We start from the raw sequence: 19388 nt of genomic DNA, 5'->3' as shown, positions 1-19388 counted from the left end.
TCATGACCATGAATAACTTAAAATTTAAGACTAATCTGAAATGCGATGGATGTGTTCAGGCTATTAAACCAGCATTGGACCAGGACAACAAGATTTCTTCCTGGGAAGTAGATCTGGCCGACCCTAACAAAACGCTTACTGTGGTTACCGACCATAATCCGTTAGCAATAAGACAGCTGCTGGAGTCAGCCGGCTATCAGGCTGAAAATATTTCCGCATAATTTCGTATATTTGTCCCGTCTCAACCTGATATGAGACGGGATAAAATTCACTTCAGCATACTAATGAAGAACATAATATACCGATCACTAACCATCGTAATGGCCTTTCTGGTACTGCTCAGCAGCACAGGAGTTGGTCTTACCGAACACCAATGCCTGGTGAGTGGAAAGTCGGTACGTTCTTTTTTTGAAGACAAGGGGGACACCTTAAAACCCATATCCAAATCGGGCTGTTGCGCAAAAACCAGGGTTACGGCTAGCGACGGAAGAACTTTTTTCAAGAAGGCCGAGTGTTGCAGAGAGCAGCAAACCTTTCAAAAAACGGAGATTGTTAACACACAACTTCAATCAAAGTCGATTAAGGTAGGGCAACAGGCATTGATTTTTAAGACCTCCTCCCTTACCTTTCTGTGGGCCTACTGGCAACAGCTCCCCTCCCCGTTACAAGGGCGTAATCCCAATCCATTCAGCTTTCTGTTTCATGGGAAAGCTATGCTCATTTTTATTCAGTCTTTCTTAATTTGATACCTTGATAACCCTTAGAATTCTATTTTTTCAAGCAGTTTATGCTTGGAATATGTAGAGAAAAAATGGATTATCAACACCTATCAAATTATCATGAAACTTTATTTTCTTGGGGCATTACTCTTTATATGCCCTTTCCTGGTCCTAGGCCAACGGGTGCATGGGACCGTCAACGAAGCCAATGCCGATAAAACAGGAATAATACCCATTACCGGCGCCAATGTGTATTGGGCAGGAAATTCCCAGGCTACCAGTACAGACAGTTTAGGGCGCTTCAGCATACCTCGCCGTTCCGACTCCAACCTGCTCGTCATCAGCTTCGTAGGATATCTTAACGATACGGTAAAAATAGGCGCTGAGAGTGAGTTACAGGTGGTTCTCAGAAACGACCTTTCACTTAAAGAGGTAACAATTCGAGGAGATGCCTCTGCATTAGATCGCCTTTCTCCACACCAAACCGAAATCATTACTACCAAAGCCCTAGCCAAAGCAGCCTGCTGTAACCTTTCTGAGAGTTTTGAAACCAATGCTTCTATTTCTGTTTCTTATTCAGATGCAGTAACGGGCTCAAAGCAGATTCAAATGCTTGGTCTTAGCGGAACCTATATACAAACCAATGTGGAAAGCATCCCTAATATCAGAGGGTTAGCAACTACCTTTGGTATGAACTTCATCCCTGGCACCTGGATACAATCTATAGATATCGGAAAGGGCACGGGTTCCGTAGTAAACGGATATGAATCCATGACCGGGCAAATAAATGTAGAACTTCAAAAACCTGACACCCATGAAAAACTATATTTAAATGCGTATGCTAATAGTTTTGGACGAGGAGAACTGAATCTTAATCTGAGCCACCAAATTAATGACAAATGGAGCACCGGCTTACTTACTCATGGAAGCAGTCTGAAAAATAGAATGGATCAGAATGGAGATGGCTTTCTTGACCTTCCCCTTTATCAGCAATTCAATGGATTGAACAGATGGAAGTATCAGGGAGAAAGACTGACCGCGCAATTCGGATTAAAAGCATTGTATGAGGACAGATTGGGAGGTCAGACCAATTTCCAGAAGTCCGATAAAGGCAGTGACCAGATTTATGGATTTGGAGCCAAAATAAACCGATATGAGTTTTTCTCTAAAACCGCCGTACTATTCCCCGATAAGCCCTACCAGGGATTAGGATTAGTCATTAATGCTACCCTTCATGATTCTAAAAGTTATTTTGGACAGACCCATTATGATGGCAGACAAAATTCTATTTATGGAAATCTGGTTTTCCAATCCATTATTGGCAATACCAATCATAGCTACAAAGCCGGACTGAGTTACCTCCTGGATGACTATAATGAACTTTATGGGCCTTTACGACTGAATCGCCAGGAGTCGGTGCCTGGAGCATTTATAGAGTATAGTTACAGCCACTTGGATAAGTTTTTGCTGGTAGCAGGAGGACGTGTGGATCAGCATAACCTCTACGGCACCCAATGGACCCCACGACTTCACCTGAAATATGACATTACGCCAGAAACCATACTCCGCGCCTCTGCCGGCAAAGGTTTCCGAGTAGCCAATCCCTTAGCAGAGTACTATGGAAACCTGGTGAGCTCCAGATCTGTTGTATTTAAAGAGGCCATTCAACCGGAGATCACCTGGAACTATGGTGCCAGCCTGACTCATGAATTATATCTAGGGGATATGAAAGGCAGCTTTATATTGGATTTTTACCGCACCGATTTCGACAACCAGTTGGTAGCCGACATGGAAGATGCCCGATATATTCAGTTTTACAACCTCAAAGGGCGTTCTTTTGCCAACAGCTTTCAGGCAGAACTCAACCTGACACCTGTACCCCGCCTAGATGTTAAATTGGCCTACCGGCTTTTCGATGTAAAACAAAGCCTGGTAGATGCTGAAGGCAACCAACAGCTTACTCAAAGGATGATGATTAGTAGAGATAGGGTGTTGATCAATGCAGGCTATGCACTACCCTATGACAAATGGAAATTCGATGCTACCTTACAATGGAATGGCAAAAAGCGCATCCCATATTTAGGGGAAGTTCATCAGGGCCATAGCATGGACCAATCGACCTGGGCTCCTTCTTTTGCAAATATCAATGCCCAGATCACCCGAACCTTCCCTAAGTGGGACATCTATCTTGGGGGAGAAAACCTAGGGAATTTCACACAAAAAAGCCCAATATCCGGAGCCGATCGCCCCTTTAGCGATGGGTTCGACGGTGGCATGGCCTGGGGGCCCGTTACCGGAGCTATGGCTTATATTGGTGTTAGGTATAAAATGATACGATAAATATCAGTTCCAGTTAAGCGTTGAACGATTAGGGCAATATGTGCGCAATATGCGTTTAAACACCATCAGGCAATGAAACTACATATTAAAAATATGGTCTGTGACCGATGTAAAAAAGTGATAAAAGAAGAATTCACTAAACTGAATATCACAGCCACCATCCTACAGCTGGGCGAAATAGAAACGGATCGAGAACTGGAGCCCGAGGAAATTAGTGCGGTAAGAGCGATGCTGGAGACCAACGGTTTCGAATTATTGGAAGACAAGAAAAAGACCCTCATTGAACAGATTAAGACCCTGTTAATTGAGGAAATACAATATTTGAAAGGTCATAAACCGGAATCGGTCAATTACTCTGACTATCTGGCACAGAAAACAGGTTACGACTATGCCTATTTGAGCTCTCTATTTTCAGCCGAAGTGGGGCAAACGATAGAACATTATATTATTTCGCAAAAGATAGAAAAAACCAAGGAATGGCTCTCCTATAATGAACTTACCTTGTCGGAGATAGCCTGGCGCCTGCAATATAGCAGCACCGCCCATTTAAGCAATCAGTTTAAAAAAATAACGGGCATGACCCCAGGTGCATTTAAGAAAAGCCGGGTCCAGGACCGTAAGACTTTGGATAAAGTAGGATAACTTATAATTAATAAAACATGTTTAAAATGAAATCACTATTATTTCTGGCCTGTATGGCATTCTTGGCATCCTGTTCGAATACTGGGCAGCAGACAGAGACTACAGACCAATTGCCGACGGACGAACAGCAGGAACTGGTAGCCGCCGGCACCTATTCCTGCCCCATGTCCTGCGAGGGAGATAAAACCTATGCACAGTCAGGAACTTGTCCTGTGTGTAAAATGGACCTTACCGAAGTCGCTATGGCAGAACCCGATTCCACCGCTCACAACAACCAATAATAAAATTACCTCACTATTTAAAAAACACATGATTATGAAAAAAAACATCATCACCTTGATTGCCAGCTTTTTTCTACTTTCGGGCATGGCGTATGCTCAGTCGGATAAGGAGGTAAAAATAAAAACGTCGGCCGTATGCAAAATGTGTAAAGATCGCATTGAACGTAACCTGGGGCTTTCAAAAGGAGTGAAGGACTCTAATTTAAGCCTGGACGACATGGTAGTAACCGTGCGCTATAACCCTAAAAAAACCAGTGAAGAGGCAATACGCAAAACCATTATCGAGACTGGTTATGACGCAGATAAAGAATTAGGAAACCAAAAAGCCCACGATCGCCTCCCCGATTGCTGCCAGAAAACAGTAAAACCGCATTAAGTTCGGCTAGGTATTCCCTATTACAGCCCAAACAAGATTATGAAAATCTTGCTTGGGCTGTTTTGGTATTTACCAAATTAAATTATTAGGATTACTCACGATTTGCCCCCCGTTCCACTTAATGGTTTCATAATAAATCGGACATACCGACATAATAGGGCCACATTACTTTTGCGGCCTATTATCTCACTATTCAATTTTATGAAACTAAAGTGTACCTTATGGACCGTTCTTATGTCCATACTCTTTTGCACCGGTTTGTACGCACAGACCAACCAGGCAACTATCCGAGGCTTTGTTTCCGATGGAAGCTCAGCAGGATTACCGGGGGCAACCATCCTGGTAAAAAATGAATCTACGGGTTTTACCTCCGCCACCACCACCAATGAAAAGGGAGAGTACATCATCAAACAACTTCCCTTAGGAAAGCCCTATACGGTCTCAGTGACCTATATCGGCCATGCCGAGCAGAGTAAAACGGGGTATTCTCTTAATCAGGGCGATTTGATCACGGTAGATTTTGAAGTAGCCGAGTCGGCTATGGAACTTGAAGCCATCCAGATTTCTGGTTCGGGTTTGAAAAATACCGTTACCAACTTTGGAGCGGCAACTTCGGTAACAGCCCGCGACATTGCCAAGCTTCCTGTAAATGGTCGGAATTTCACTTCTCTGATCGACCTATCTCCCCTAAGCAAAGGGGGTGGTGGAAGTATTGCCGGACAGCTAGCCTCATCCACCAATTACACCATCGATGGCATGACGGCTAAAAACGCTACTTCTGGAGGTACTACCAACCGGAACGGCTCTCCTTATGCGATATCTATGGAAGCTATCCGAGAATTTAAGGTGGTCACCAATCAATACGACGTTTCTTATGGGCGGACAGGTGGAGGTGCGGTAAGTACGGTTACCAAGTCGGGAACCAATACTTTTGGAGGTAGTGCCTTCTTATTTGCCCGTACCAACTGGTTGTCTAGCCCCTATGACATTCGCGGAAACAGGATTGATCTTCCCTTCTCAACTTACCAGTATGGCTTCTCTTTGAGTGGCCCGATCATTAAAGACAAAGTACATTTTTTTGTAGCATGGGACCATCAGGCCGACGCACGCCCCTTGCAGATTGCAGATATACAGGACCCCTCCGACGAGAAACGCTATAATGTTTCCCAAAGCTCCCTGGACCGTTATGTCTCCATCGCTCGCAACAAATATGGGGTAGCTAATTCACCTCAATTTGGTTCTTTCGATAAGAGGGAAGGAACAGAGTCTATTTTTACCCGTATTGACTGGCAGCTGAACAAGAAAAACTTGCTTACTGTACGCAATAATTTCGGCTTCGATAAAAACAACCAGAATATCGGTGACAATAGCGCAATAAATCTCTTCGAAACCTATGGATCATCCAAAGGACTCGACAACAGTCTGTTGTTCACACTTCGCTCGGTCGTAAACCCTCGGTTGATCAATGAGGCCAAACTTCAGCATATGTACACCAGAGAAAATAACGTACCCAATTCTCAACTCCCCGCACAAAATATTCCCCGGGCCATTGTAGAACGTGTGGGCTCTGTTGTGGAGGACAAAAACGTCTTTACCACCATTCAGCTAGGTGGGCAGCGGTATGTTCCAGAATATTTTTATAATAATACCCTTCAGTTTACCGACAATATATATCTCACCGCCAACAATGTGAGCTATACCTTCGGTACAGATCTGATGTATACCCATATGAAGTCGCTCTATGGAAGTGAAATGAACGGCCGATTCTATTTTACCGGTCTGGACAATTTCGAAAACTTGAAGCCTTACCGGTATGCTCGCGAAATCGCACTTTCTCCCGATCATAGCGTCAATCAGAATATTCTAAACATGACCCTGTTTGCCCAAATGCAAACAAAGTTATTTACAGGCTTCGAGCTGATGGCCGGGATACGCGCCGACTATGCCAATTATCTTAGCAAAGCCAATTTCAACCAGACGGTATATGATGCTTTGAAACTCAATACCGACAATGGCATTGCTACTTTCCAGCTTCAACCCCGCGCACAGATCACCTGGGACGTACAAGAGCGTGGTCGGGATATCATCCGAGTTGGCGCAGGTATTTTCGGATCGGATCTGAACAATTATGCCATGATCAACAATATGCTCTTCGATGGTACAAAGGTAGCCTCTGTTGACATACAGGGTGCAAATGTTCCTACACCAGACTTTGTGGGATACCGCAACAATCCGGCTACTGCCCCTGGAGTAGAACTTCTGGACCTTCCAGGTGTGCAAAATAATGCCACCATCAATATGAACGGGAAGGACGCCAAGGTGCCTACGGTTTATAAAGCCAATGCCTCGTACAGTCGCTTTATCAATGATCGGTTGAAGGTAGGGATTACTGGCTACCTTACCCTGGCCCGTAATAACTACATGTATACCGATGCCAATATGGTAGACCAACCTTTCTTTACCCTTTCCAATGAAGGAAACAGGGGTGTTTTCGTGCCTGCTGAAAGTATAGCGCCTAGTAACGGAGCCACCGACTGGCAAAAAGGTAGAAAGTCAGATCAGGTGGGGCGGGTAATGGAGCTTAACAGCAAAGGTAAGGTAAACCATTATGCCGTGGTACTAGATGCCACCTATCAATATTTTAAAGATGGAGAGATTACTGTGAGCTATACTTATAACGACGTAAAAGACAATACCTCCTATAATGGAAACGTAGCGAACACGGCCACCCTGGCACTGATGGTCCGTGATGACCCCCGGGACCTTAGCCGTTTAAGTTATTCCGATAATCAATTCCGCAATAAGCTCGTGGTATACGGAACCCTTCCCACCTTTTACGGTGTGAGCGTAGGACTGCGCTATTCGGGCACAGGAGGCACCCGCTATTCTCTGGCTGTGAGTGGTAACGTCAATGGAGACTTCGTCAATTCCAACGATCTGGCCTATATATTTGATCCCAACAATGCTGCCGTGGATGAAAAATACCGCACAGGCATCCAGACACTCCTGGACAATCCAGAGGTGAATAGTGGCTTGAAGGACTATGTACGTAAAAGCATAGGAGAAATTGCCGAAAGAAACGGAGGTATCAATGGATTCTATGGCACCTGGGACCTTCGTCTGGCCAAACGATTCCGGACCTACAAAACTCAGAGTATAGAAGTATCTGCCGACATATTCAATGTTGCCAACTTACTGAATAAAAAATGGGGCACCCAGGATTTGCTGGGCAAGCAGAATATATATTCTCTAAAGGGTTTCGATGCTGCCTCTAAAAACTATAACTATGATTTCAACCCCAATGCAGGTATCGTCGTGCCATCTGGCAAGCCATATCAAATCCAGTTGGGCTTACGTTATGCATTTTAGAAACGTATAGATTGCGCTTTTAAAAACCGAAAGCCGCCAGGATGTTCTTCCTGGTGGCTTTCTGGTTTTTAGAGGTCTTTATGTTTTTTAGACTACTTTTGTACAATAAAAATATCCACATCTTAACTACCGCTATTTTGGCTTGGTATCATCAATATTTTAAAGGTCTGCCGCAGCGTGCCTGGAAGCTACATCAGGACGAAGATTTTACACTTCATGAGGCCGATTTTCTATGGGACGTATTAGAGCTTGAAGCAGGCAGTCGCGTACTGGATGTGTTAGCCGGCTATGGCCGCCATGCCGTCCCCTTGGCCAAAGATGGGTGCGAGCTCACCTGCATCGATATATCTCAGGAATATTGCGAGGAATTGGAAGCTTTGCGCATCGCCTCCAAATTGCCCATTACCGTTCGCTGCGAAGACGTGTTGGAAAGCAACTTCGCCGACGCGCCCTTCGATGCTGCCTATTGTTTTGGCAATAGTTTTAGCTTTTTTCCCGGAAAGGATCTGCAGAAAATGGTCGCCATGGTCGCTGGTAAGCTGAAACCTGGCGGGTGTTTTGCCATTCATACCCAAAATCTGGCAGAATCGGTATTTACCAACTTCCAAACCAGGAACTGGATGCCGGTCAACGATACCATAACGTATCTCGCCGAAAATGAATATAACGCTTTGGAAGGATGTATTGAAGCTGAGCAAACCTTCCTTTCGGGAGATGAAAAAATCACCCATCAGGTAAAACAATATATCTTTACCCTGGCAGAGATTAGAGCAATCTTCGAAAATTGCGGCTTCACCATCTTAGGTGCCTATTCCAGCATCGAAGCCGATCAGTATCTTCTGGGCGACGAGGCCCTGTATCTGGTAGCACGAAAAAAATGAAAAAAGTCACCGGGGAGCCTGGCATTTACTCCCCGATGACTTTCACTATACTTTTACCAACTTCCATCTGCCCAGCCGGAACCTCCAAATGCTAAACCCAGCCAGAAATGCCTCCGAAATGGGCACTGCCGCAAATACCCCCAAAGGCCCTAATCCACCGAGTACCGAAAGACCATAGGCCAGAGGAATCTGGATCAACCAGAAACAAACTAAGTTTAGCACTGTGGGAGTGGTGGTGTCTCCAGCCCCGTTTAGCGATTGGCTCACTACCATTCCATAAGCCCAAAAACCATAACCCAAACAGAGCACTTGTAAGGCCTGCTTCCCGGTGGCGATGGCTTGTTCATTGGCAGTAAACCAGCCCACCATCGTTTCAGCCCCGGCAAAAAGGACGGCTGCTATTCCCAGGAGAAATACCAGATTCATTCGGGCACATTGCCATACCGATTCCACCGCTCTCTGAGGCTTACCAGCCCCCAGATTCTGGCCGACCAGGGTAGCAGCGGCATTTGCTAACCCCCAGGCAGGCAATAAAGTAAACATAATCACTCTGATGGCAATGGTATACCCGCCAACTACATCGCTTCCAAATTCTGCCAATATACGTGTCAGGAAAATCCAGCTTGCCGAGGACACCAAAAACTGTCCGGTTCCTCCGGCAGCAATCCTGCTGATGTTCACAAGCATCTTTCGGTAGGGAATCATATCGGCTAACGAAAATGCGAAGCGAGACTTTGATAGCGCATACAACTGGTAGGCCACCCCCACACTTCGCCCGATGACCGTCGCTAATGCGGCTCCCGTAACTCCCATAGCGGGTATAGGCCCTAAGCCGAATATCAGCACAGGATCAAGAAGCATATTCAGCCCATTGGCCACGATGAGCGAGCGCATAGCGGTTGAAGCATTTCCAGCCCCCCGCAACGCCCCGCTGAGGGAGTACAATAAAATGATTATCGGACTGCTGAGATACTGAATTCTTGCAAAGGAGGTTCCCTGACTGATAACCATATCATCGGCACCCATCAGTCGAAGTATATCCGGAGCATAATAACCTCCTAAGAGCGCCAGCACTCCAGAAATAATCAGCGACAAAGTAATGACCTGCCCTATCGCGCGGCGTGCCAGATCGGGATTCCCCTCTCCTACTCTACGGGCGATGGTGGCAGCCGCCGCCGTGCTAAGCCCTATGGCTACTGAATAGACCAGGGTAATTACCGACTCCGTAAGTCCTACTATGGCTACAGCTTCGATACTGATTTGTGAAACAAAAAATATGTCGACTACGGCAAATAAAGACTCCATAATCATCTCCATGATCATGGGAATGGCTAACAGAAAAATAGCCTTGTTGATACTACCACTGGTAAAGCTTTCCTCAGTCCCAGCAAGGGCCTGACGAAATAGTGTGAACCACTTTTTCATGGATGCAAAAAATTAATAATTAAGATAATACACGGTTGTTCCAATACGCAGGAAGCGTCTGGCGAAAATCGCTGAAGGATCAGCTTAAAATGGAGTGGGTATAATCAACCCTAACGTACAACCAACATAGGCAGAAAGAATTTGTGCAAAGGTAAGAAGGTATGATCCTTAAATTCAAGAAAAAAATTAAAAAAAATAAAAGCAAAGTCTTACCTTCACACTCTGAAGCCGCTACACTTCAGGACTCTGAACTTTTGAAAGCGAAGTAGCGTTGTCCTCTTACGACAAAAAAATTCGACACCCAGGCCTTCTATGGCCTTTGATTTACGGACATGATTTAAGATCGACTACCCAATCCATGGGCCTACCTGTTAAGCTGGCCCGAAAATTTTAAGACTCCCCTTATCCATTCTGGCTACTCCAGAACCTGGGAGCATCTGATCACCATGACATCCTTACTGAATGATAGAGAAAAAACAACTGCACAGCACCGCCATTGAACGCGAAAAGGCAGTATTGGTTGCTGTTAGTACACAAAAACAAGGTTCCGAAAAAACCAAGGAATATCTGGACGAGCTGGCTTTTCTAGCCACTACTCTAGGCATTGAAACCCTCCAGCGCTTTACCCAAAATCTGGAACGGGCAGATAATAAAACCTATACCGGCAAAGGGAAACTAGAAGAAATTGTCGCCTATGTAAAGGCCTTCCCCGTTGATATGATTATCTACGACGACGACCTGACACCTGCGCAAGTGCGTAACTTAGAGAAGGTCTTCGAAGACATCAAAGTAATCGATCGCAGCTTGCTGATTCTGGATATCTTCGCCATGAGGGCGCAAACAGCCCAGTCGAAACTTCAGGTAGAACTGGCCCAATACCAATTTATGTACCCCCGGTTGACCCGCTTATGGACCCACCTTAGCCGCCAGTCGGGTGCTGGTGTCGGGATGCGTGGACCCGGTGAAAAAGAATTGGAAACGGATAGACGTATTGTAAAAGACCGGATCGCCTTTTTAAAGGAAAAGCTCGAAAAGGTAGACATCCAGAGTGCTACCCGTCGCAAGGAGCGCGACCGACTGGTTCGGGTGGCTATTGTAGGCTATACTAACGTGGGAAAATCTACCCTGATGCGCAGTCTGTCCAAGGCCGATGTATTTGCCGAAAACAAACTTTTCGCTACCGTGGATTCCACCGTGCGGAAGGTGAATATGGAAAACATCCCCTTTCTGCTTACCGACACGGTAGGATTTATCCGCAAGTTGCCTACCACCCTGATCGAATCATTTAAATCTACCCTGGATGAAGTCCGGGAAGCCGATGTATTGATTCATGTTGTAGACATTGCCCATGTCGGCTTCGAGGAGCATCTGGAAGTGGTTAACAAAACCCTGGTAGAAATCGGCGCTTCCGATAAGCCGACAATCTTGGTATTTAACAAAATTGACCTCTACAAGCCGGACTTCAACAAAGACGAAGACGACCTGCCCTTCGAAGAAGCCGAAGGTCAGGAGGAAGCATCCGTATTGGAACAGCTTAAAAAGAGCTATATCGCTAAGAAATCCGACAAGGTGGTCTTTATTTCTGCCGAGAAAAAGGAGAATATTGAGGAACTTAGAAGTACACTTTTCAATTTGGTAAAAGAAAAACATTTCGCTATTTACCCGAACTGGCTGGATCTGGGCTACACGCCGGTAACAGCAGATGAATAAGTGTTTGCTATTGTAACAGTTTTTAAGCAATTTTGCACCCTGAAAAGATTTCCCGGAAACGGGAGATCTTTTTTTAGACTGCGTAGTTCAACGGATAGAATAGGAGTTTCCTAAACTCTAGATATGGGTTCGATTCCCGTCGCGGTCACAAAAAAGGTTGTCTTTTCAGGCAGCCTCTTTTTTTGAAACAATTATTCTAGGGCAATTCTCTACTAAACTCTAGATATGGCCGGGGGCGCGTTCGCCTTCGATTCCCGTCGGAGTCGCGCACGACCGCGGTCACATTAGAGGCTGTCTTTCCAGGCAGCCTCTTTTTTTGAAACTATTACTTTAGGGCAATTCTCTACTAAACTCTAGATATCGCCGGGGGCGCGTTCGCCTTCGATTCCCGTCGGAGTCGCGCACGACCGCGGTCACAATAGAGGTTGTCTTATCCAGGCAGCCTCTTTTTTTGAAACTATTACTCTAGGGCAATTCTCTACTAAACTCTAGATATCGCCGGGGGCGCGTTCGCCTTCGGTGATCCGGTATCGTTGGAAGACCTTGATACATTAGAGGAATAACATAGCAGCATTAGGCTTTTAACCAATGTAAGGTTATCGGTAATAAGTTCTCCTGATCCATTCTACTGCAATATATACCAGGTGAAGCTCCTACCGTTGGCAAATCTTTTTATGAAAACCACAGATGGAAAGGGCTATTTCAGTAAATTTGTCTATGCCTGAGTTCAGCCCCTGGCACCACCCTCAGAATACAGGATTTATGGGAGTCAGGAATTTTATTCATAGCGCTAGGAGGACATTTGTATTGTTAATACCTGAATTACCCAGATCATGATGCGCTTTGTAAAATACTTCCCGACCCCACCATTACAACCTTATATTAAACACTTCATCGTGTCGGAGAATGATTGTGCTTTGGAGTATAGGGTATTCCCTACTGCAGGGCTCGTCATGGGCTTCCAGTATCAGGGAGCTCTTTCCCTCGTGCAGGATTGTGGACTTTCCAATTTGGATGCGGCCGGCATTTCAGGAATTTCCGATACCTATAAAACATTCAGAAACTCAGCCAGAATTGGAACCTTGTTGGTTTTCTTTTCGGAAACTGGCTTTGCCCATTTCGCGGCCTCTCCAGCCCATGAATTGTTTGACCAAAGTATTGCACTCCAGGATATTTTTGAGAAAAACCATATTATTCAGGTACAGGAAGAACTGTCACTTGCCGGCACCGACATTCAAAGGATACAAATTATGGAACACTTCCTTTTATCACAGAGAAAGGATATCCAGCCCGATCTGTTGGTTCAGGAGGCAGTAAGCTTGATAAATCGATGCCAGGGAAGCCTCAGAATAAAGGAATTAAACAAAAAATTGTCTATTAGTCCCAGCGCATTGGAAAAAAGATTTCGAAAAGTCGTGGGCACTACTCCTAAAAAATTCGCTTCTATAGTAAGGTTTAATACGGTTCTGGAAAATCTCTCTCAGGCAGAATCTCTTACAGAGCTATGCTACGAGCATTCGTTTTTCGATCAAGCCCATTTTATCAAAGACTTTAAACAATATGCAGGGGTGAGTCCGGAGCGTTTTAAAAAATCCTTCTAAACGATTTTTTACAATTCTGAAAGATATCTCAACACTAAGTTTGCATAGTGATTTTTCCTGAAAGCATCGGAGCCTATGGCGATCTACGGCTTATATCGCCATAGGCTCCTGCTTTGGGGCTTCACCAGTCAGATGTTTTACCAATAAATCAATAGAAGCATGTTTACCATACACCAAATCACTGCGGCTCACAGCCGGGTCCGGTCAGGGGCGGATTTCCCTTCCTATATTCAGAAAATCAAGGAATTGGGAGTAAGGCACTATGATGCCTTCGTTGCTGATGGGCATATTAATTATTATGGGGCCGACAATCATATTGCTAAATCACCTCCAAAATATGCACCGTTGGAGGTTGCATTAAAGCCCCGCATCTCAGATTTTATGTTGGGGTTAAAAGCGCATCAGGAAGGGAAGAGCGATTACCTGACCTTTATCCATTTATGTGCTCAATTGGGCATTGACAAATGGCAAGTCCGAATGGATGTAATGACTTGCACATATTTTGATCGGGAAGGTAACATCATTCTGGAAGAGGCTATTCCTCAATGACGAGCCGGCCCTACTTAATTAGCTTATCTCCCAAAGCTCCCCCGGGCTGTATTGGCCAAAAGTCCATAGCAACCGGGGGACCTCCATCCTGCTGCTTACAACATTTTAATCAATAATATAATATTTCTAATATACTTAAGTTTATTAAGCAGTTTTTTGTAATATTGTTTATATTTAGTCTAATTACATAGCATGTATATTACTGATTCTAGATGGGGAGGTAAAATGGACCGGAAAGCATATTATGGAAGAGTTGGAAAACAGGGTGGTGACCAGAGAAGGTCAAATTGAAGAGCAAAACCACTGGAATTTCCCGGGTTTTACCAATTGTCAGGAAGATATACCAATTGAAAATAAGGGAGATCATCGGCAAGCTTCCTGGATAGGACCCTACAAAGAAATTATCCTGCAGGATATCTACATATGGCATGGCCAATTCCGTTCCCCTTCGGAAGCGCCTTTGCCTATCTGCATTAAACGGCCCTTTATTCAATTATTATTTTGTTTGGGTGGCAGCATAACATTCCGGAATTCTGCCCGTCAGCCGCTGTTTGCGAACTTTGCCTACCACCAGCAAAACACTGTATTAGTACCCGAGGGGAATATTTTTGTAGACTGCCCCAGGGATGTGGATCATGAAGTATTTGCGCTCCACCTTAGCCCAGAACTCTTTTTCCGTATCCTCTCTGAGAGCCATTTCCTTCAGAAGCAATTCCATGAAGCTATCAGGAAGGGCGTACCTTCCATATTAAGCAAGGGACATATGCCCCTATCCCCCCGAATGCTGGCAGTGCTATTCGAAATCCTTCATTACGACTACGGGGGACCAGAGAAAGGGATATATATTAAAGCCAAGGTACTGGAGCTAATAGTCCTTCAAATGACCCAGTATGAGCAACTTCCTAGCCCTCAGACAGTAGATACCTTGCAAGATGCCGATCTGTTAAAGATGCAGCATGCCCGGGATATTTTAATCAAAAATCTGGAATCCACTGTTTCGCTGAAAGAACTGGCCCGACAGGTTGGAACGAATGAGTTTAATTTGAAAAAGAAGTTCAAGATTCAATATGGAGAGACTGTGTTTGGCTATCTGCACAAATATCGCATGGAGAAAGCTCGGGAGCTACTATGTCTTGAAGAAAACAAAATTGCCGATGTAGCACAGCGGGTGGGTTATAAGCATGCCACACATTTCACTGCTGCGTTTAAAAAGTATTTCGGCTATGTACCAAATAAAATTCGCATCTCTCTCCTCTACCTCCTGGAGTCTATGACCCCTGTTTGGGAATGTATTACCGATGCGTTCATACCGCTACCCTATCTATAACACCTAATTTATCGGGGCAGTAACGGCATAAAGATGGGGAAAGGATATCAGATACCCCTTCCCCATTTTCAGTTACATAATAGAAACATGCTAATATGAACCGATATAACTCGACCCGGTTTGTCCGGTCAGTATGGCTCCTTTAATTACCTCCTTTGTTTTCCAGTTGATCACATACAGGCGACCTGCCTCTCCTTCAGGGGTGAGTGGAACATATACGTGGTCGGCGCCTACCGCAATATTCTGATACTGACGGAAGTTTAGGGTAGCCTCATAATCGCTGCTTATTTTGGTAGCTGTTTTTGCATTCAAATCGACCAATGCGATATATCCTCCGTTTCCGCCAACATTATACAATACAATGCCAATCCCATCTTTGATGTACCTGAATGCCTGGATATTAGTACCAGAAAGCCCCAAGGCCTGGTCTAAGTCAAAATGGTAACCATTGTCATAATCATTTGTGCTCTTGCTTATCCGTAGTATATCCTTACCTCCTGTTGCAGTAGCCTGATAGATATGGCCATCAGTACCGACATACTGCGTCATGGTACGGTAAGAATGATTATTGGTTTTAGAAACCGAAGAATAAAGCACTTTAGGATTTTGTAGGGAAGGATAATCGACCACTAAAGTCGCAGTACCAATGCTTCTGTTATCTGCATCATTGGCCCAGGTAGGATTACCACTCTCGTCATATGAGAGTTTATTCGGGTCAATTTTACTTACATTACATCCAATAAATATTTTTGACTGATCGTCATTGAGGACAGGCACATCGATACGACCTACCGAATAGCCCTGAGCCTCCAGATCGGTAGACAAGGGAAAGTCAAACTCAGTGGAATTTGGTACTCTTGCATTTTTCAAATCAATAACAGCAATCCTTACCTTACCTCTTGTATATTTATAAACATGGTTGGGTGCAGAGCCTTCAGTGACTGTAGTACTTCCGGTGAGATGTACGCCAATACCAATATTTTCTGATGCCTTGGTCCAGCGGGGAGAGGTACCTATGATATCCGACAGATCCAATTCGTTACCCGTATCCATATAATTACTTGCGCCTTTAACCAGATATTTGTTAAAAACTCCTCCATCCTCTCCGGTATATTGAATATTATATAGCTCAGCACCATTCTCAGAAGCTTGTACCCGGGCGGTACGTGCCGAGCGTAGACCAAATCCATTTTGATATATATTCACGGAAAAATTCTGATCGACAGCTTGGTCATGGGTCAAGGCATAGGCCATGGTCCCACCATTCCCAGCCGTTCCGGCAGCATCCGGTATGGAAGCAGTCAGGGAGATAAACGCTCTAGATTCTACCGGCTCGCCTCCCCCAGTATCTGGATCGGTTACGTCATCTTTACATCCGGCAAAAGAAATGGCAATACCCAATATACATGCCTTTAACAGATTTTTGTTCATCTTGATAATCATTATAAAAATTTACTAATTGTATAATTTAACTTAACTGAAAAACTCCTCCCCGGCTTTTGCACGCCGAAATTGTCATATACCTCTGCATTAAACATATTTTTGATATCGCAGCTCACTACCATTTTCCCATTAGGTAACCGATAGCTGGCCCCTAGATCGTGGTAAAGCTGAGTGGGTGTGGTAAACCAATCAGACTCCATCCAAACGGTACGGAAGGGCGCTACGAACCCTGAATTATAGTAAACGTTAAGGATGGACTCCTTCTGGAATACATCTTTAAAGCGATACTGAAGGCTTCCATTCATCGTAAAGAAGGGTTCATTAGGCAGCTGGAGGTTATACAGATCGTGGGGATTGCCCTTTTCATCGAATTCCTGTTTGAATAGTGAATTGAACTTTGAGAAATTAAAAAGGGCATTGAAACGGTTATCATAAGCATAAATCAGTTCACCTTCGAATCCCCTCGACTGTGTTTTAGATAAATTGACAAATTTGGTCACCTGAATATCCGCATCGCTTTCTCTTCCCTGTACAATGGCATCTTCCACCGCCTGCAGGGTGATTTTATTAAAACCATTTCTCCAGAACAGGCTCCCATATAAGGTCAGCTGGTGCTTCCCTTTCTTAAGGGTTCCGTAGCGGAAACCTATATTATAATTCACATTTTTTTCGGGTATCAATCCTGGATTATCGAGTATATTATTTTCAGGATCCCCGTATAATTGGCTCTCAGTAGCGGAAAGATAAGAATCCTGAGTGGAACCGATGAGGTAGAACTTGGGTATAATATTGTAGGAAAGCGTAGCACCGTACCCTATATTATTATTGACCATCTTATTCTGAACCCGGTTGACTCTATTAACGCCATCCTGTTCAACGAGTTCTGGCCGAGTCTGCATCGTCCGGTTGGAGGTATATTTGAACATCAGGTTAGTTTTCAACTTATTATTCAGTACCTGTGATTCGTAATTCGCCGCCAGAATATTATTCATTACCGTGCTCACGGTCATCATTTCCTTATTTACCGGCATCAGCAGGTCTTTATCGTCCCGATCGGTTGTTTCTAATTTATGATTGATAGACAATCGATGACCAGGCACTAAGGTGTAAATCAGATTGGTACGCATATTGGTAATCCTCCGATCTACCTCTACCATACTAGCCTCTCCCTGCTGCCCCATTCCCGGAATGGCGGGCACCGGAATTTCTATCCCATTTCTGATCAACATCCTGGGTTTTCCATCCCAATTATAAACCTGGCCTACCGTATCCTGAACATATGTATTTCTATAACTTCTTACTGCATTTAACTGCAGGGCGAGGTTCTTTACCAAAAAGGAATTTTTCTGATAGTTTAAGCTCACCACATGCGCCTGGTATTCTCCAAACCGCCCTACATAGGGTCTGGCCATGGTGGTGCCATGCGGAATCTCACTATAGGTATCCGAGACATTATAACCTAGGAAAAACTGGTCGGCCCACTTTACATTGGTATAGCCTACTTCGAATCGCCCACCGATAGATTTATAAGTGTTATTAAATCGTTTGGCCTTATAATACCGCTCCAGGGTTCTATCGGGGTGTACATACTTAGAAAACTTCCCCCAGGTGGTATAGCTATTATCGGTGTACGTATAAAAACCCGAAGCCCGCGTGGTAAGTCCTGTCCTCTGGTTCCGATAAATACCGGAAAGATTACCTTGGAACGTATTGAAGGATCCATATGCTGCCGCAGCGGTAATGTTATTTTGAGACGCATCCTTTTTCAAAACCACGTTGATAGCCCCGCCAACATAATCTCCGGAAAGGTGAGAGGGCAGTACCCCTTTATATACCTCAATACGCTCAATCATGGCAGGAGGAATATTATTCAAATTAAATGACGAGCCATAAGTGGAGATTTCTATACCATCTAAGAACATCCCTACTGCACTTCCCGACATACCATTCAGGTTGTACTCTACCTTGGAGCCTACCCCTCCATTTTGCCGTACCCGTACCCCCACTGCCCGGTTTAGCAACTCATTGGTGGTCACGTTTCGCAGGGATGCCTCTTTGGTTTCTATGACTGCAACGGCAAAACCCTCAGTTTCCAATGCTTTCTTTTCTGTCTTTTGCACAATCTGAACCTCATTCAGATCTAACGCCGATTTGGAAACTACAATCGGAAACCGGTGAGTGGGCTTATCCAGCTGTACCCGCAACGTTTTGCTTTTTATCTCCATGGAGGTCAGCATTATGTCGTAGGCCCCATATGGTATTTCTTTGATCATAAAGCTTCCGTCTTCTTCGGTAAAAGTGGCCAAATTGGTCTCCCCTACCCGCACCGTTACATAACCTACAGGGCTACCCTTTTCATCCTTAACCTGACCCATAATAGTAGCTATTCCTAGCCCTTTGAGCTGAGCAATCGCCCCTTTTTGCACCAATAGCAAGAGTGTGCTGATTAGTATAAAATATCTCAATAACATTTTGTTTTAATTCCTGTAAAAACTGTTGAATAAATATGTTTTTTACATCAGGCTCTGACTAATTATTAGCCTAGTCTTATTTAGACCAATTATAATTTGTGCAAATATAGGAGGCATATCCCTCTAAAAATGACGTGAAAGGGAATACCACTGACGTAAGAAGGATTATATAAAAATTATCTATTTAGAACAGTTTACCTGATTCTATTTAGACTAATTATTATTAACTTGCACCAATTATCAGGACCACCCTG

General features: G+C 44.4%; 15 protein-coding genes and 1 tRNA gene. 13 read left to right on the top strand and 3 right to left on the bottom strand.

Going from position 1 to position 19388, the window contains the following annotated elements:
- Window positions 1-8 precede the first annotated feature (8 nt).
- From X939_RS0111015 to X939_RS0110980, 8 genes are all read left to right on the top strand, one after another.
- Entirely contained in the window at window positions 9-221 is a 213-nt protein-coding gene (locus tag X939_RS0111015) for a heavy-metal-associated domain-containing protein (RefSeq protein WP_025763320.1), read from the top strand.
- Between the two features lie 63 nt (window positions 222-284).
- Window positions 285-746, top strand: a complete 462-nt coding sequence (locus X939_RS0111010) for a hypothetical protein (protein WP_044199183.1) — start codon at window positions 285-287, stop codon at window positions 744-746.
- 93 nt (window positions 747-839) lie between these two features.
- Window positions 840-3059: a TonB-dependent receptor gene (locus X939_RS0111005; RefSeq protein ID WP_025763318.1), complete on the top strand. Its 2220-nt coding sequence runs from the start codon at window positions 840-842 to the stop codon at window positions 3057-3059.
- A 72-nt stretch (window positions 3060-3131) separates the two neighbouring features.
- On the top strand, window positions 3132-3701 hold the full coding sequence (locus X939_RS0111000) for a helix-turn-helix domain-containing protein (protein ID WP_025763317.1): 570 nt from the start codon (window positions 3132-3134) through the stop codon (window positions 3699-3701).
- A gap of 26 nt (window positions 3702-3727) precedes the next feature.
- Window positions 3728-3982 carry a heavy metal-binding domain-containing protein gene (locus X939_RS0110995; protein ID WP_044199180.1) on the top strand — a complete coding sequence of 85 codons (255 nt, stop codon included), beginning with the start codon at window positions 3728-3730 and terminating at the stop codon, window positions 3980-3982.
- A 34-nt stretch (window positions 3983-4016) separates the two neighbouring features.
- Window positions 4017-4358 carry a heavy-metal-associated domain-containing protein gene (locus tag X939_RS0110990; RefSeq protein ID WP_025763315.1) on the top strand — a complete coding sequence of 114 codons (342 nt, stop codon included), beginning with the start codon at window positions 4017-4019 and terminating at the stop codon, window positions 4356-4358.
- 201 nt (window positions 4359-4559) lie between these two features.
- Entirely contained in the window at window positions 4560-7727 is a 3168-nt protein-coding gene (locus X939_RS0110985) for a TonB-dependent receptor (protein ID WP_084299424.1), read from the top strand.
- An 80-nt stretch (window positions 7728-7807) separates the two neighbouring features.
- Window positions 7808-8608: a class I SAM-dependent methyltransferase gene (locus X939_RS0110980; protein WP_229236041.1), complete on the top strand. Its 801-nt coding sequence runs from the start codon at window positions 7808-7810 to the stop codon at window positions 8606-8608.
- A gap of 45 nt (window positions 8609-8653) precedes the next feature.
- On the opposite strand, the gene X939_RS0110975 is transcribed toward X939_RS0110980, so the two are convergent.
- Window positions 8654-10033, bottom strand: a complete 1380-nt coding sequence (locus X939_RS0110975; RefSeq protein WP_025763312.1) for an MATE family efflux transporter — start codon at window positions 10031-10033, stop codon at window positions 8654-8656.
- A 462-nt stretch (window positions 10034-10495) separates the two neighbouring features.
- Between X939_RS0110975 and hflX the strand changes: the two genes are divergently transcribed.
- From hflX to X939_RS23025, 5 genes are all read left to right on the top strand, one after another.
- A complete protein-coding gene (gene hflX, locus X939_RS0110965) occupies window positions 10496-11743 on the top strand; it encodes a GTPase HflX (RefSeq protein WP_044198927.1) in 1248 nt (415 codons plus the stop codon).
- A gap of 76 nt (window positions 11744-11819) precedes the next feature.
- Window positions 11820-11891: transfer RNA gene (locus X939_RS0110960), tRNA-Arg, on the top strand.
- A gap of 685 nt (window positions 11892-12576) precedes the next feature.
- Entirely contained in the window at window positions 12577-13344 is a 768-nt protein-coding gene (locus tag X939_RS0110955; RefSeq protein WP_229236040.1) for a helix-turn-helix transcriptional regulator, read from the top strand.
- Window positions 13345-13503: 159 nt separating this feature from the next.
- Complete coding sequence (locus X939_RS0110950) at window positions 13504-13893, top strand: DUF1398 domain-containing protein (protein WP_025763309.1); 390 nt, start codon at window positions 13504-13506, stop codon at window positions 13891-13893.
- A 244-nt stretch (window positions 13894-14137) separates the two neighbouring features.
- A complete protein-coding gene (locus X939_RS23025) occupies window positions 14138-15220 on the top strand; it encodes a helix-turn-helix transcriptional regulator (RefSeq protein WP_025763308.1) in 1083 nt (360 codons plus the stop codon).
- A 90-nt stretch (window positions 15221-15310) separates the two neighbouring features.
- Here the strand turns inward: X939_RS23025 and X939_RS0110940 are convergent, their stop codons facing one another.
- Window positions 15311-16651, bottom strand: coding sequence for a DUF4374 domain-containing protein (locus X939_RS0110940; protein ID WP_025763307.1), 1341 nt, complete (start codon window positions 16649-16651; stop codon window positions 15311-15313).
- Window positions 16652-16662: 11 nt separating this feature from the next.
- A complete protein-coding gene (locus X939_RS0110935; RefSeq protein ID WP_025763306.1) occupies window positions 16663-19134 on the bottom strand; it encodes a TonB-dependent receptor in 2472 nt (823 codons plus the stop codon).
- Between the last annotated feature and the right edge of the window lie 254 nt (window positions 19135-19388).

It is taken from the genome of Dyadobacter tibetensis Y620-1, assembly GCF_000566685.1.
Taxonomy (GTDB): domain Bacteria; phylum Bacteroidota; class Bacteroidia; order Cytophagales; family Spirosomataceae; genus Dyadobacter; species Dyadobacter tibetensis.
Note: the sequence above shows the minus strand (reverse complement) of the source record. Positions and strands in the feature narration are given on the sequence as shown.

Coding starts and splice junctions, on each gene's coding strand:
- X939_RS0110955 (WP_229236040.1), top strand. CDS start 12,577: ATGATGCGCTTTGTAAAATACTTCCCGACCCCACCATTACAACCTTAT.
- X939_RS0111015 (WP_025763320.1), top strand. CDS start 9: ATGAATAACTTAAAATTTAAGACTAATCTGAAATGCGATGGATGTGTT.
- hflX (WP_044198927.1), top strand. CDS start 10,496: ATGATAGAGAAAAAACAACTGCACAGCACCGCCATTGAACGCGAAAAG.
- X939_RS0110995 (WP_044199180.1), top strand. CDS start 3,728: ATGAAATCACTATTATTTCTGGCCTGTATGGCATTCTTGGCATCCTGT.
- X939_RS0111005 (WP_025763318.1), top strand. CDS start 840: ATGAAACTTTATTTTCTTGGGGCATTACTCTTTATATGCCCTTTCCTG.
- X939_RS0111010 (WP_044199183.1), top strand. CDS start 285: ATGAAGAACATAATATACCGATCACTAACCATCGTAATGGCCTTTCTG.
- X939_RS0110985 (WP_084299424.1), top strand. CDS start 4,560: ATGAAACTAAAGTGTACCTTATGGACCGTTCTTATGTCCATACTCTTT.
- X939_RS0110950 (WP_025763309.1), top strand. CDS start 13,504: ATGTTTACCATACACCAAATCACTGCGGCTCACAGCCGGGTCCGGTCA.
- X939_RS23025 (WP_025763308.1), top strand. CDS start 14,138: ATGGAAGAGTTGGAAAACAGGGTGGTGACCAGAGAAGGTCAAATTGAA.
- X939_RS0110940 (WP_025763307.1), bottom strand. CDS start 16,651: ATGAACAAAAATCTGTTAAAGGCATGTATATTGGGTATTGCCATTTCT.
- X939_RS0110980 (WP_229236041.1), top strand. CDS start 7,808: ATGTTTTTTAGACTACTTTTGTACAATAAAAATATCCACATCTTAACT.
- X939_RS0110935 (WP_025763306.1), bottom strand. CDS start 19,134: ATGTTATTGAGATATTTTATACTAATCAGCACACTCTTGCTATTGGTG.
- X939_RS0111000 (WP_025763317.1), top strand. CDS start 3,132: ATGAAACTACATATTAAAAATATGGTCTGTGACCGATGTAAAAAAGTG.
- X939_RS0110975 (WP_025763312.1), bottom strand. CDS start 10,033: ATGAAAAAGTGGTTCACACTATTTCGTCAGGCCCTTGCTGGGACTGAG.
- X939_RS0110990 (WP_025763315.1), top strand. CDS start 4,017: ATGAAAAAAAACATCATCACCTTGATTGCCAGCTTTTTTCTACTTTCG.